Origin of the sequence: Micromonospora sp. NPDC047134 (assembly GCF_040643455.1) — a bacterium.
In the GTDB taxonomy this organism is placed as follows: domain Bacteria; phylum Actinomycetota; class Actinomycetes; order Mycobacteriales; family Micromonosporaceae; genus Micromonospora.
On the sequence record NZ_JBEYUI010000003.1, the window covers coordinates 167768 to 180840 of the forward strand.

12 protein-coding genes, 1 tRNA gene and 1 pseudogene are annotated in these 13073 nt (G+C 71.5%); 2 read left to right on the plus strand and 12 right to left on the minus strand.

Annotated features, from left to right (window positions below):
- The 4 genes and pseudogenes from ABZ795_RS05935 to ABZ795_RS05950 form a co-directional block, all read right to left on the minus strand.
- Positions 1–1107 (minus strand): glycosyltransferase family 9 protein, encoded by a 1107-nt coding sequence (locus ABZ795_RS05935; protein ID WP_357529275.1) that lies wholly within the window; start codon positions 1105–1107, stop codon positions 1–3.
- Positions 1108–1115: 8 nt separating this feature from the next.
- Positions 1116–1637 carry an Hsp20/alpha crystallin family protein gene (locus ABZ795_RS05940; protein WP_357529277.1) on the minus strand — a complete coding sequence of 174 codons (522 nt, stop codon included), beginning with the start codon at positions 1635–1637 and terminating at the stop codon, positions 1116–1118.
- Positions 1634–2138 (minus strand): annotated as a pseudogene (locus ABZ795_RS05945) (DUF2231 domain-containing protein). Before ABZ795_RS05945 ends, ABZ795_RS05940 begins: the two are co-directional and overlap by 4 nt.
- Before the next feature lie 261 nt (positions 2139–2399).
- Positions 2400–2972: a TetR family transcriptional regulator gene (locus tag ABZ795_RS05950; protein WP_357529279.1), complete on the minus strand. Its 573-nt coding sequence runs from the start codon at positions 2970–2972 to the stop codon at positions 2400–2402.
- Positions 2973–3070: 98 nt separating this feature from the next.
- On the opposite strand from ABZ795_RS05950, the gene ABZ795_RS05955 reads away from it, so the two are divergent.
- Positions 3071–4555 carry an aldehyde dehydrogenase family protein gene (locus ABZ795_RS05955; protein WP_357529281.1) on the plus strand — a complete coding sequence of 495 codons (1485 nt, stop codon included), beginning with the start codon at positions 3071–3073 and terminating at the stop codon, positions 4553–4555.
- A gap of 83 nt (positions 4556–4638) precedes the next feature.
- Here ABZ795_RS05955 and ABZ795_RS05960 read toward each other — a convergent pair.
- Positions 4639–4712, minus strand: a tRNA-Thr gene (locus tag ABZ795_RS05960).
- Positions 4713–4837: 125 nt separating this feature from the next.
- Here ABZ795_RS05960 and ABZ795_RS05965 point away from each other — a divergent pair.
- The gene (locus ABZ795_RS05965; RefSeq protein ID WP_357529283.1) at positions 4838–6655 is read left to right on the plus strand and encodes a metallophosphoesterase; all 1818 of its coding nucleotides are present in this window, start codon (positions 4838–4840) and stop codon (positions 6653–6655) included.
- Between the two features lie 24 nt (positions 6656–6679).
- Here the strand turns inward: ABZ795_RS05965 and ABZ795_RS05970 are convergent, their stop codons facing one another.
- The 7 genes from ABZ795_RS05970 to tmk all read right to left on the minus strand — a co-directional run bounded on the left by ABZ795_RS05970 (position 6680) and on the right by tmk (position 12990).
- Positions 6680–7120 carry a hypothetical protein gene (locus ABZ795_RS05970; protein ID WP_357529285.1) on the minus strand — a complete coding sequence of 147 codons (441 nt, stop codon included), beginning with the start codon at positions 7118–7120 and terminating at the stop codon, positions 6680–6682.
- A 108-nt stretch (positions 7121–7228) separates the two neighbouring features.
- Complete coding sequence (gene ricT, locus ABZ795_RS05975; protein WP_357529287.1) at positions 7229–8095, minus strand: regulatory iron-sulfur-containing complex subunit RicT; 867 nt, start codon at positions 8093–8095, stop codon at positions 7229–7231.
- A gap of 116 nt (positions 8096–8211) precedes the next feature.
- On the minus strand, positions 8212–8913 hold the full coding sequence (locus tag ABZ795_RS05980) for a hypothetical protein (protein WP_357529289.1): 702 nt from the start codon (positions 8911–8913) through the stop codon (positions 8212–8214).
- The gene (locus tag ABZ795_RS05985) at positions 8913–9218 is read right to left on the minus strand and encodes a type VII secretion target (RefSeq protein WP_327023179.1); all 306 of its coding nucleotides are present in this window, start codon (positions 9216–9218) and stop codon (positions 8913–8915) included. Before ABZ795_RS05985 ends, ABZ795_RS05980 begins: the two co-directional genes overlap by 1 nt.
- A gap of 1 nt (position 9219) precedes the next feature.
- A complete protein-coding gene (locus tag ABZ795_RS05990) occupies positions 9220–9549 on the minus strand; it encodes a YbaB/EbfC family nucleoid-associated protein (RefSeq protein WP_327023180.1) in 330 nt (109 codons plus the stop codon).
- A gap of 133 nt (positions 9550–9682) precedes the next feature.
- Positions 9683–10903 (minus strand): DNA polymerase III subunit delta', encoded by a 1221-nt coding sequence (locus ABZ795_RS05995; RefSeq protein ID WP_357529292.1) that lies wholly within the window; start codon positions 10901–10903, stop codon positions 9683–9685.
- Positions 10903–12990 (minus strand): dTMP kinase, encoded by a 2088-nt coding sequence (tmk, locus tag ABZ795_RS06000; RefSeq protein ID WP_357529667.1) that lies wholly within the window; start codon positions 12988–12990, stop codon positions 10903–10905. Before tmk ends, ABZ795_RS05995 begins: the two co-directional genes overlap by 1 nt.
- Positions 12991–13073 lie beyond the last annotated feature (83 nt).

Below are 13073 nucleotides of genomic sequence, written 5' to 3' on the forward strand. Positions count from 1 at the left end.
TTACTCGAAGAGCAGTTCCCGGGCGGCTTCCAGGACTTCGACCGTCGGCACGTCGGTGACGAAGGAGTCCCGGTGCGGGCACTCCCCGTCGCCCGGGCGGTGGGGGTAGATGCCCGGGGTGCAGTCCACCCCGCAGACCGGGCAGTGCACCGTCCACGAGGTGATCGGCCGGTGCCGGGCCCGCAGCGGGGTGGCCGTGGTGATCAGGTTGCCGACCCAGAAGATGCCGACCGTCGGGGCGCCCACTGCGGCGGCCAGGTGCAGCGGGCCGGTGTCGTTGGAGATCACCAGCTCGCAGTCGGCGTAGCAGCCGGCCAACCCGCCCAGACTCAGCGTGCCGACCTGAGGCCGCAGGGGCACCCGGGCCGCCGCGACCACCTGGTCGACCACCTCCTGCTCGGCCGGGGTGCCGGTGACCAGCACCTCGTACCCGTCGTGGTGCAGGGTCCGGCCGATCTCGGCGAACCGCTCGGCCGGCCAGCGGCGGCGGGTGTCCGTGGCCCCCGGATGCAACACCACCCGGGGCCGATCCGCCTCCCCGAGCACCGACCGGGCCTCGACCCGATCGGCCTCGGTGACCGCCAGCGTCGGGATGATGGTGGTCGCCGGGGCACCGACCAGTGCCACCGCCTCCAGGTACCGGATCACCTCGGGCTGGTAGTAGTCGTAGCGCAGCCAACGGTCCAGCGGTGGGGCGTCCTCGGCCCGCAGACCGGCGCTGACCCGGGCACCGAGGGCGGCCACCAGGGGGTTGGAGTTGGCACCCCCGCCGTGCAGTTGCAGCGCCAGGTCGAAACGCTCGGTGCGGGCGGCGGCCAGGAAGTCGACCATGCCGGCCTCGGCCTCGCCGGGGCCCGCCGTGCGGATCCCCGGCGCGGGCGGCACCACCAGCACCCGATCCACCGGGCCGGGCCGGTCGCGCCAGAGCTGCGCGTGCCACGGCGCACCGAGCAGCACGATCTCCGCCTGCGGGTACGCCGACCGCAGGGCCGTCAACGCCGGCAGGACGAAGATGAAGTCACCCAGGGCGTTGGCCCGCAGCACGGCGATCCGGGCCACCTCGGGGACCCATCCGGCGGCCGGTGTGATCAGGGCCGGGGCCACCACGGTCCGGGCTACCGGTCGGCTTCGCCGCTGGCGACGTCCGGGTGGTGCAGCTCCCGGTCGGCGGCCGGGTCGATGCCGCTGGACGGGCTGCCGGAACGCGGCCCGGTGCGGCCGACCGTGATCGTACGAGGGCTGGGGCGGATGGGTCGGGGCAACCGCACCCGGAGCAGACCGTGATCCATCACCGCGTCGATCGCGTCCGGGTCCACCCGGGCCGGCAACTGCACCCGATAGTCGAAGCCCCGGGTCTCGAAGCCACCGGAGATCCCGTGATCGGCGTTGACCTCGGCCTCGGTCCGGGCACGTACGCACAACTCCCGGTCGTCCACCTCCACGGCGACCTCCTCGGGAGCGACCCCGGGCAGCCGGACGACCACCTCCCAGCCCTCCGGGGTCTCCCCCAACTCCACCTCCGGCGGCCCCGGCCGGCCACCGACCAGCCGACTCAACTCGGTACGCAGGGACTGCAACTCGCCCAGCGGGTCCCAGCCCTGCTGGCCTGCGCGCCAACTCCGTCCCGGTCCGGTCATCGCACGTCTCCCATCCGTCGACTACTTGGACGACCGCAGCGAACTCGGCGCGTCGAGGTGGGCGTCCCGGTCCACCCCGACACCGAGCCGGTCGACCAGTTCCCCGCCGAGCCAGGCGCTGATGCCGAGGATGCCCAGCGCCACCACTTCGATGGCGATCAGTGCGCCACCGGCGGCCCGCGAGTCGGCGTTGAGGCGTACCACCCAGACCGCGGCGAAGAGCAGGACCACCGCCACGTTGGCGGCGGCGTGGGTGAGTCCCACCCGCTTGGCCCGCGTACCGGTCGGGATGGCCAGCAGGTCGAACGCTCCCGCCGCCGCGGCCAGCAGGCCACCGATCAGGCCGACCGTGATGTTCCAGTACGCCACCTCGCCGAGGAAGTCCGGCCCACCGGCGGTGTCGATGATGTCGAACAGCACCGCCGTCACGAACAGGGCGGCCGGGAACATCACCAGCATGGGATGGACAGGGTGACCCAGAACCTTGAGTCGGCTTTCCATCTCCGGCCTCCACTGCGGTCACTGACCGGCGTGCTGTCGCCGCGTTGGTGGGCGGTACCCCGGTCACTTGGGGACAAACATGACGACGGGCACGCCGCACCTACTGCGGCGGCACCGTCGTCATGGTCAACGCTGCGAAGGGTGGGCAGTGACGGTTCGCGTCGCTGTGGGCTGGACCCGGTCGTGCACAGCGCCGGCTCCGCCCCACCTGCCACACTTGAGCCAACATTCGTTGCCGGCTGTCGAAGGCAGAGCCGCCTCCTAAGCCGGGACGAACGCGCGGCGGACCGTCTCCGCGAGAGCGCGCTTGCGCCGCTCGTGAACGGCTGGTTCTTCATCTGGCGTCGCCGCGGTCTCCAGGCTGATCGGCGACCAGGCCTGCGCGGTGGCGGTGACCATGGCCAGCACATCCTCCGGGGCGACATCCGGCACGATCCGCCCGCTCGCCTGCGCGGCGCGAACGGACTCCAGCCTCGCCTCGTTGTGGTCCCTCAGGTGCCCGAACAGGTCACCGGTCGGCACGCGCTCAAGCCGTGCCCACGCGGCCAGCCGGGTGAGCAGCGGGCGAGCGAGGTGCGCGTCGTAGAGGCGTGCGGCGTATCCCGGCAGGTCATCCACGTCGAGCGGCACGGCGTTGACGATCTCGAGCACGTGCAGGTCGAGCACCGCGTCGAACAGCTTGTGCTTGCTCGTGTACCACGCGTACATCTGGGCCTTGTTGACCTGGGCGGCCTCGACGATGCGGTCCACCCGCGCCCCCGCGATGCCATGTTCGGCAAACTCCGCTGTCGCTGCCTCGAGAAGCCTGCGCTTCGACTCATCCGCTTTTCCCATGCCCCCAACTGTACTAACAAGTTGGTTTGACGCCTGCATCGATCGGGTCTACGTTAGCAACCAACCAGTTAACAAACGAGTTAGTTTTTGGAGTGACTGTGTCCGTCATCCAGCTAGACCCCACCATCGTCCGCCCAGTTCCCGAGCTGATCGAGCGTGGCCCGCTGAAGCTGTTCATCGACGGCGAGTGGGTCGCCGCCAGCACCGGCGAGACGTTCGAGTCGATCGATCCCGCCACTGGGGAGGTCCTCACCACCATCGCGAAGGGATCGGCCGACGACGTCGACCGGGCGGTGCGCGCCGCGCGCCGCGCGTTCGAGGACCCATCGTGGTCGGAGATGGCCCCGTACCAGCGCGGCCGGATCCTGCTGCAGATCGCCGACGTGCTCGAAGCCCACACCGATGAGCTCGCCACGCTGAACTCGCGGGACATGGGCGGCCCGTTCTGGCTGACCCGCTTGGAGATCGGCATCGCCGTCGAGGTGTTCCGCCACTACGCGGGATGGCCCACGAAGCTCTACGGGCAGGTCGCGCCCTCCGATCCCTCCTCGTTCAACTATGTGCTGCGCCAGCCGCTCGGCGTCGTCGCCGCGATCACCGCGTGGAACGGTCCCTCCCTGCAGCCCGCCTGGAAGATCGCCCCGGCACTGGCCACGGGCAACACCGTGGTGCACAAGCCCGCCGACTGGTCGTCCCTGTCGGCCGTGCGCTTCGCCGAACTGCTCGCCGAGACCGACCTGCCCCGTGGCGTGTTCAACCTCGTCACCGGCGACGGCGCGGGAACCGGGGAGGCCCTCGTCCGGCACCCCGGTGTCAACAAGATCACCTTCACCGGCTCGACCCCCGTCGGCCGGCACATCGCAGAGGTCGCGAGCGCGGACTTCAAGCACGTCACGCTCGAACTCGGCGGCAAGGGCCCGGTGATCGTCTTCGCCGATGCCGACCTGTCGCAGGCGGCGCGGACCGCCGCGCTCGGCTTCTGCATGGGATCGGGTCAGGGCTGCGTGGCCGGCAGCCGCATCTTTGTGCACTCCTCGGTCAAGGACGAGTTCCGCGCGTTGCTGCTCAAGGAGATGCGCTCCTTCACCCTCGGGGATCCGTTCGACCCCGCCAGCCAGATGGGTCCGCTCGCGAGCAAGCAGCATTACGACCGCGTGAAGGGCTACCTCGACGCCGCCCGCCGGCACGGCGCGACGGTCGAGTCGGTAGGCACCACCGACTCGGGCCTCTACCTGGCACCGACGCTGATCGAGAACACCACCAACGACGCGCTGACCTCCCGCGAGGAGATCTTCGGACCCGTCGCCTCGCTCATGGAGTTCACCGACTTCGACGAGGCGATCAGGGCCGGCAATGACACCGTGTACGGCCTGGCGGCGACGGTCTTCACCCGCGACCTGGAGACCGCGCACCGCGCCGCCCGGCTGCTCGACGCGGGAACCGTCTGGATCAACACCGCCAACGAGGTGAGCGCGGGCGCCATGCCGTTCGGCGGGTTCAAGCAGTCCGGCATCGGCCGCGAGCACGGCACGCAGGTGCTCGACGCCTACACCGAAGTCAAGTCCGTGATAGTGCGCTACTGATCAACCGCCGCCCCGGACGGCGGCGTGATCTACTCGGAAAACGGCGAAGCCCAGGTCGGGGACCTGGGCTTCGCCGTTTTCCGAGCCGCCTGACGGAATCGAACCGTCGACCTACGCATTACGAGTGCGTCGCTCTAGCCGACTGAGCTAAGGCGGCAACGATGGCCTAGTGTACGGCACGCGCCGACGGCCGGCGGAGCGGGATTGGCCGGGTCGGCGTACCGGACAGCCCGGCCCTTCCGGCGCAGCAGGGCTGACACCTCGCCCGCTACGCTGCGATGGATGGCCGACGATCACACCCCTCGCGACGAGCCGGTCGACAGCCCGCCGGAGGGCACCCCAACACCCCCGGACGATCCGGCAGCCACCGGTCGGGCCGCTCCCCTGGGACCGTACGCCGAGGAGGCGGCCGGTGGGCGGGCGGCGCGGCGGCCGCGCAGCACCGATCCGCTGGAGTTGGGGTTCACCCCGCGCAAGCCGGTGCCGTGGCTCGCGCCGCTGCTGCTGATCAGCACTGGTCTGCGTACCCTGCTGGCGATGTTGTTCGGGGCGTATCTGGACAAACGGGAGTTGCAGAAGGCCCTGGACTCGGAGATCAGCAAGCAGGTGGGGCCGGACGGCGGGCTCTGGCTGGATTATGTGGCCGACCTGGGTGACGGGTTCAACGCCACCTACTCGGTCGCCTACCTGCTAGCCCAGCCGGAGTTGACGGTGGACGGGCACCGGCTGCCTCGGGCGCAGACCCTGGTGATGGGCGGCGACCAGGTGTACCCCTCGGCCGCCTATGAGGCGTACGAGGATCGGTGCAAGGGGCCGTATCAGGCCGCGCTGCCGACCACCCCGCCGGAGCAGCCGGCGGTCTTCGCGGTGCCCGGCAACCATGACTGGTACGACGGGCTGACCGCCTTTCTGCGGCTGTTCGTCCGTACCCGGGATCGGCATTTCGGCGGCTGGCGTACCGGGCAGTCCCGGTCCTACTTCGCCGCCGAACTGCCCGCGGACTGGTGGCTGCTCGGCCTGGACGACCAGTCCGGCTCGTATGTCGATGATCCGCAGCTGACCTACTTCGACGCGGTGGCCACGAAGCTGGGCCCGCAGAGCAAGGTGATCCTGGCGGTGCCGGCTCCGGCCTGGGTCAAGGCGGTGGACAACCCGTCGGCGTACGACTCGATCGACTACTTCATCCGGACCATCATCGCGCCCACCGGGGCCCGGGTCCGGGTGTTGATCTCCGGCGACCTGCACCATTACGCCCGGTACACCGGCCCGGACGACCGTCAGCTGATCACCTGCGGCAGCGGGGGCGCCTACCTCTACCCCACCCACAAGCTGCCCGAGCAGATCGAGGTGCCGCCGCGCGACACCCTGGCCCGGCGGTCCAGCCCTTCCCGGTCGTACGCCCTGGCCACCCGTTACCCCGACGCGGCCCGCTCCCGGCGCTACGGCTGGGGGATCTTCGGTCGGTTGCCCCTGCGCAACCCCGGCTTCGCCACCCTGCTCGGCGTCCTGCAGACCCTGCTGATGCTCTCCATGGCCGGGGTGGCCGATTTCCGGGTCCTGGCCTCCGAGCAGCGGCTGTTCAGCGTGCCCCTGGTGCTGATGGTGCTGGTGACCGTGCTGGCGGCGGCCCTGTTCGCCAAGCCGCCCAGCACCACCGGTAAACGCAACCTGCGGCACTGGGTCCTCGGTGTCGCGCACGGGCTGGCCCATGTCGGGCTGGGAGCGGTGGGTACCTGGGTCTGGTTGGCCCTGCCCTTCCACAACTGGTCCTGGCCGCTACCGGCGGCTGCGGCGGCGGTGCTCTACCTGCCGGTAATCGGTCTGGTGGCCAGTCAACTGGTGGCGTTGTACCTGCTGATCGCCAGCGCTTTCGGGGTGAACGTCAACGAGTTGTTCGCCGGCCAGGGCATCGAGGACGCCAAGGGCTTCGTCCGGATGCGCATCGACCCGGACGGCACCCTGACCCTCTACCCCATCGTGGTCGACCGGGTGGCCCGCCGGTGGCGGGTCAACCCTGACCACTCCCCGGAGGCCTCCTGGCTGACCCCCACCACCGACCTCAAACCCCGCCTGGCCGAACCGCCGGTCCACCTGACCTGACCCGGGAGTGAGCGGCCCGGCGACTCACTCGCAGATCCGCCAGTTACCTTCCTCCTTGACCAGGGGGTACACCCGGCTGGTGGCGCCGCCCTCGGCCGGGGTGTAGCGGACGGTCGCGGTGCCGGTGACCAGACCGTTCTGGTTGGAGACGCTCAGCCCGACGATCTTGTGTCCGGTCAGGTCCGGCTCGGTGGCCTGCTGCTGCGTGAAGTCCGCCTCGCTGACCCGGTCCCGGATCCGGGTGCAGAGCTGCTGGTAGGCGGTCGGATAGTCGCGTTCCACCAGCGCACCGGCGAAGGTGTTTACTGTGGAGCGGACCGGTCCCGTGGCGTCCATCGCCACCCGGTAGATCAGGAAGGCGCCGAGCGCGCCACCAGAGCAACAGAGGGCGAGCACCACACCCAACACGATGAACAGTGTCCGCTTGGACTTCTTCGGCGGCGCCACGGCCGGCTGATATGCCATGCGGGCAGGGTAGGAAACCCGGACAAGCCCAAGATCGCAGGGTACGGGCAGGTCGGGCATCCAGGTCGATAAATTACCCTAAAAGCAGCTCGGAGGGTCTCCGGCCGGTCACTCCCCCTGCGGCGACAGACCCGGCTCTGCGGCGGAAGGCCTTTCGTCGTACGCGATGCGGGGGCGACAGACCTCGGCCAGCGAGCAGCGTTTGACCGCCCCGTCACTGAGCTGCCGGACGGTGACGGTCTCGCTCGGCGGATGCCGGGACACGACCTTGCCCAGACCGGAGGGGGTCTCGACCCGCTGCCCGCTCGTGGGGTACGTGCCGCTTGTGGCGTACAGGGGGTGCTCGTATTTGAGGCAGCACATCAGACGCCCGCAGGCACCGGAGATGCGCAACGGGTTAAGCGGCAGGTCCTGGTCCTTGGCCATCCGGATGGTCACCGGCTCGAAGTCGTTGAGGAAGGTGGCGCAGCAGAGGTCACGCCCGCAGGAGCCGATGCCGCCCTGCACCCGGGCCGAGTCGCGGGCGGAGAGTTGGCGCAGCTCCACTCGACAGTGCAGGGTCGCCCCGAGATCGCGCACCAGGGAGCGGAAGTCCACCCGGTGCGGGGCGGTGAAGTAGATGGTGCTGCGCTCCCCACCGTCGTCGCCCTTGCTGAAGACGTGGTCGATCGCCACCACCTTCATCGGCAGCCCGTGGGCACGGATCAGCCGCTTGGCCGCCACCTTCGCCTCGGCCTTGCGTCGCCGCAGGTCCTCGTCTCGCCGCAGGTCCTCCTCCTGCGCCAGCCCGGCGAGCTTGGGGAAACCGTCAGTGTCCTCGGTGACCCACTGCGCGGCCCAGACACACTCCGCGACCTCGGGACCGTCGTCCGTGGGCACCAGCACCTTGTCGCCGACCTGGGGGCGCAGGTCACCCGGATCGAGGTAGTAGAGGCGGCCGTACCGCTGGAAGCTGACCGCACAGAGCATGCCCATGCTGTCACCCTACGACGTCACAGCGTGCTCCTGCTGCGTATGCGAGTCGGCATCAGCCGCAAGGGAGGCGGTACCCGGGCGGTCGGCACGACCAGCCGGTCGGCCGCCGACCCTGTTCACCAGCCGATACGGGTCGATCGGGTGCCCGGGGCAGGGCCGTTGTCCGGGCGGAACCGGGAGCTCTCCTGCCGCCAGGGTGATTCGGCCAGGCTCGGTGCCCACTGCCGCAGCAGGGTCTCCGCACCGTCGTAGGCCACGCAGAGCACCGCCAGCACCCGGGCGGCGATCTCGGCGGCACCGGCCTCCCCCGAGGACAAGGGTCCAGAGTGGGAGGGGGCCCGACCCGGTGCGGTGGCCGCCAGGACCGCCACCGCCTCGGCGGAACCGATCACCTCGGCCAGGGTGCGGGCGACCGCGAGACGGCTGCCCTCCACCCAGTCGGCCAGGGCGTCGGCGTAGCCGGCGGTCGCCTCCAACCGCCCGACCAGACTCTCCGGGCCCTCGTCGAGATGGCGCAGCAGCGTCGCCCGGGACTGACCGTACGCCGCAGCGGCCGACCCGGACCAGAGCAACGGATCGGTGAGGGCGGCGCTGGCATTGTCGTACCCGTGGATGTGTCGGCGCACCGCGTGCCCGGCACCGGCCAGCGGGGCGGGCCGAAGGCCCAGGAAGCTGCGCAGGGCTTCCCCCGGCAGCACCTGCATCCGCCGCAGCAGCGGCCAGAGCCGGTGTCCCTCGGGGGCACCGGCGGCCAGCAAGGTGTCCACCCGGCGCAGCAGGTCCAGGCCGGGCTCGGCGAGCCGGTCCAGGGCGTCCATCACCCCTCCCGGACCACTCGACGGGCGACCAGGGAGTCGGTCTCGGCATAGCGGTTGGCGGCCTGGCGCAGGGCGTCCGCCGTGTCGGCCAGCTTCGCGGCGGCGGCCCGGGCCTCCCGGGCCCGGTCGCCGGTCGCGGCCGTCCACTGCCGGTGCAGGGCCCGCCCGATCTCGCCCGGCCGACCGGGAGCGTCGGCGCCGAAGACCGCCTGCGTGGGGTCGGCGGCCGTGATCGACCGGGAGAGGGCGCTCAGGCTGGCGCTCGCCTCGTCCAGCCGGGCGGCCAGGGCGCGGAGGTTGTCCATCTCAGGCCCCCGCCAGCGGCCGGTAGGCGGTGAAGGTCTCGTTGTGCAGTTTCTCCCGGGCCCACTGGGCGGCGTCGGCCGCGGCGGTGACCGCCGCCCGCACCGAAGCGGCCACATCCCGGGGGGCCCGGTGGTGCAGGGGGCCGAGGAAGCGTACGTCCGTGATCCGGCCGCTGGCGGTCACCACCACCTCGACCAGGCCGTCCGGGGACCGGACGGTGACCTCGACCGTCGCCACGGCCCGGTCGAACTCGGCCTGGAGGGACTCGATCCGGCGGTACCGCCGCACCGCCTCCTCGATCCACGCCTCGTCGATCTCGCCCCGCGGCATCAGCGGACTCCTCCCCGGCTGTCTCACTCTGGGTGCCGCCGCCGTCACCACGGCACACCGGACCGTACCGCACCTCAATTGCGCGTGTCGATGCCTGTGGATAACGGTCCGGCCGACAGGACCTGGCCGGGTGTCAGCCCTTCCAGAGGGAGAGCATCATGGCCTCGACGGCGATCCGGGGCTTGACGTTCGCCTCGATCGCGGTGCGGCACGCCAGCACGGCTTCCAGCCGGCGCAGCGCCCCTTCCGCCTGCCAGGTACGCGCCCCGGCATCGGCCAACTCGACCGTGTCGGTGTGCACCGGCGCCACCGGCGCCCCCAGCGCCATGGTCAAGGCGTCCCGGTAGAAGGCGGCCAGGTCGACCAGCGCCCGGTCCAGGGCGTCCCGCTGGGCCCGGGTGGCCCGTGACTTCTGCCGCCGTTCCAGGTCCTTGAGTTGCCCGGCGGAACCCCGGGCAGCGCCGGCCGCACCCCGGCCGGTACCCCCCGCACCCAGGGCGGTCTCCAGGGCGGCCCGCTCCGCGGCGTCGACCTCCACGACCGCAGCCTCGGCTTCGGCCTCGGCCGCCTCGATCAGCGCGGAGGCCGCGTCGAAGGCCGCACCCACGCTGGTCAGTCGGCGGGGTACCGCGAGCACCGCCTCCCGCCGAGCCCGGGCCTGGGGGTCACCGGCCAGTCGCCGGGCCCGGCCGACATGCCCCTGGGTGGCCGCCGCCGCCCACCGGGCCACCTCGGGCGCGATCCCGTCCCGACGCACCAGCACCTCGGCCACCGCCTCCGCCGCCGGCTGCACCAGGGGTACGACCCGACAGCGGGACCGGATGGTCACCGAGATGTCGTCCGGGTGGGTGGAGGGGGTGCAGAGCAGGAAGACCGTCCGGGGCGGCGGTTCCTCCACCGCCTTGAGCAGGGCGTTGCCGGCCGCCTCGGTCAACCGGTCGGCGTCCTCGATGATCACGACCTGCCACCGGCCACCGGAGGGGGTGCTGGAGGCGCGCAGCACCAGCGCCCGCATCTCGCTGACCCCGATGGAGAGCCCGTCCGGCACCACCAGTCGCACGTCGGCGTGGGTGCCGGCCAGGGTGGTGTGGCACCCGGGGCACCGCCCGCACCCGGTGCCCTGCTCGCACTGCAGGGCGGCCGCGAAGGCCCGCGCCGCTACCGACCGACCCGAGCCGGGGGGCCCGGTGAAGATCCAGGCGTGGGTCATGCCGGCGCCGGGATCGGGCCCGCTGACCTCCGGCTCCTGATCGCCCCGGGGGGCGCGCAGCACCTCGGCTGCGGCGGCGGCAGCCCGGCGTAAGGTGTCCACCGCCTCGTCCTGCCCGACCAGGTCGGCGAAGGCGTCCGGCATCAGGTCCGCTCCGTGGTCACCAGCTCCGTTGGGGATAACTCGGGCTGCACCGAGGTGTCCGGGCCACTGGCCGGCCCCGGGTGGTCCAGGTCATCGGAGGCGAGCAGTTCCGCCACCCGATCGGCGACCCGCTCGGAGATCTCCTCGGCCGAGTGCCCGGCGTCGAGCACAAGGTAGCGCTTGGGGTCGGCGGCGGCCAGGTCCAGGAAGGCGTACCGGACCCGCTCGTGGAAGGCCAGCGACTCGGCCTCCAGCCGGTCGACCGTCTGGCTGCGCTCGGCCACCCGGGACAGCCCGGTGCGGGGGTCGATGTCCAGCAGCACCACCAGGTCGGGCTTGAGCCCACCGGTGGCCCAGGAGGAGAGCCAGGAGAGTTCGTCGACCGGCAGGGTACGCCCGGCACCCTGGTACGCCAGGGAGGAGTCGACATACCGGTCACTGATCACGACGGCACCCCGGGACAGGGCGGGCCGGACCACGGTGGCCACGTGATGGGCCCGGTCGGCGGCGTAGAGCAGGGCCTCGGCGCGCGGGGAGGGTGCCTCGTCGTCGACCCCGTTGTCCAGCACCAGGGAGCGGATCCGGGTGCCGACCGCGGTGGCGCCCGGTTCCCGGGTTACCACCACGTCCCGGCCCTCGGCCTGCAGCCGCTCGGCCAGGTGGGCCAACTGGGTCGACTTGCCGGCGCCCTCGCCGCCCTCGAAGACCACGAACAGCCCGGCCGAGACGAAGGGCTCCGCCGGCATCAGCGGACGGCCCCGGATCGAACCCCACAGGTCGGCCAGGACGGGGACGCCCTTCTTGTCGTCCATCTGGCCGAAGGCGCTGATCCCGGCGAAGATCCCGGCCGCCCCGGCGGCCAGCAGCAGCAGGCGGGTGGCGGAGATCGAGATGCCCAGGTCGGCGATCACCAGTTGGCGGGAGCCACCGACACCGGCGAGCAGGCTGCCCAGTGCGATGGCCAGGATCAGCACCAGCCGGGTGCCGATCTGCACCACGGCGAAGACCCGGCCGCGTACCTCGTCGGCGACCTCGCCACCGAGCAGGGTGGTGCCGGAGAGGAAGGCCATTCCGGCGCCGGCGCCGACCAGGACCGCGCCGACCAGGGCCATGGACAGGTGGATGGCGAAGGCCAGGGTCATCACCGAGGCGCTGGCCAGCACGATGCTCATGCCGAACCAGCGACGCCGGGACATGTCCCGCACGATCATCGGGCCGAGCCCGATGCCGATCGCCAGGCCGAAGAAGATCGCCCCGAAGAGCAGGGAGAAGGCGGCGTCACCGGCACCGAGGGAGTTGGCGAAGAACCGGGAGGTACCGATCACGATGCCGCCGCCGGCGAAGGCACCGAAGATGCCCAGCACCAGGCCACGGACCAGCGGCGTCTTCCCGATGTACCGCCAGCCCTCGTTGAACTGGCGCAGCATGCTCTGCTCGGACTGTTCCTGCCGCTGGCGCTGTCCCTGGCTGATCTCCTTGATGCCGAAGGCGACGACCAGGGCGGTGGCCAGCCGGGAGAGCGCGTTGAACCAGAGCGCGAGTTGGGCCGGCTCGGCCCAGGAGGGCATCTCGCCGCCGGTGGCGCCCCGGACTATGCCGTCGAGCGAGGCGAGCACGATCGCGGCGAAGATCGGCGTCAGGCCGTACGTGGTGATCAGGGTGAGCTGGTTGGCGGTCTCCAGCCGGGCGCGCGGGATGAGGTTCGGTACGGCCGCTTCCTTGGCCGGGATCCAGAGCAGGGTGACCGTCTCGATCAGGAAGGTGGCGATGGCCGCCCAACTGACCACCCGGGCACCGCTGGCGCCGGTCAGCGCGTACAGCGGGATGGAGGCGAACAGTACGAACCGCAGCAGGTCGCAGATGACCATGGTCCAGCGCCGGTCGAACCGGTCGGCGAACACCCCGGCGATCGGGCCGAGCAGCAACGCGGGCAGCAGTCGGATGGCGATCACGCCACCGAAGGCCGCCCCCTTGGCGGTGCTCCCCTCCACCTGGGCGGCGGCGAAGATGCTGGTGGCGAGCAGACCGAGCCAGTCACCGAAGGAGGCCGCGCTGAGCACGATCCAGAGCCGGCGGAAGGGCCGGATGCGCAGTACGGAGCGGATGGCGGGGTAACCGGTCAGGTCGGCCTGGCCGGTAGTGCCGCCGGATCGACTCTGACCGCTGGGCT

Bases quoted from the DNA above. Each gene is read 5' to 3' on its own strand.
- ABZ795_RS05940 (WP_357529277.1), bottom strand. From the start codon at position 1,637: ATGACCGGACCGGGACGGAGTTGGCGCGCAGGCCAGCAGGGCTGGGAC.
- ABZ795_RS05950 (WP_357529279.1), bottom strand. From the start codon at position 2,972: ATGGGAAAAGCGGATGAGTCGAAGCGCAGGCTTCTCGAGGCAGCGACA.
- ABZ795_RS05965 (WP_357529283.1), top strand. From the start codon at position 4,838: ATGGCCGACGATCACACCCCTCGCGACGAGCCGGTCGACAGCCCGCCG.
- ABZ795_RS05970 (WP_357529285.1), bottom strand. From the start codon at position 7,120: ATGGCATATCAGCCGGCCGTGGCGCCGCCGAAGAAGTCCAAGCGGACA.
- ricT (WP_357529287.1), bottom strand. From the start codon at position 8,095: ATGGGCATGCTCTGTGCGGTCAGCTTCCAGCGGTACGGCCGCCTCTAC.
- ABZ795_RS05980 (WP_357529289.1), bottom strand. From the start codon at position 8,913: ATGGACGCCCTGGACCGGCTCGCCGAGCCCGGCCTGGACCTGCTGCGC.
- ABZ795_RS05985 (WP_327023179.1), bottom strand. From the start codon at position 9,218: ATGGACAACCTCCGCGCCCTGGCCGCCCGGCTGGACGAGGCGAGCGCC.
- ABZ795_RS05990 (WP_327023180.1), bottom strand. From the start codon at position 9,549: ATGCCGCGGGGCGAGATCGACGAGGCGTGGATCGAGGAGGCGGTGCGG.
- ABZ795_RS05995 (WP_357529292.1), bottom strand. From the start codon at position 10,903: ATGCCGGACGCCTTCGCCGACCTGGTCGGGCAGGACGAGGCGGTGGAC.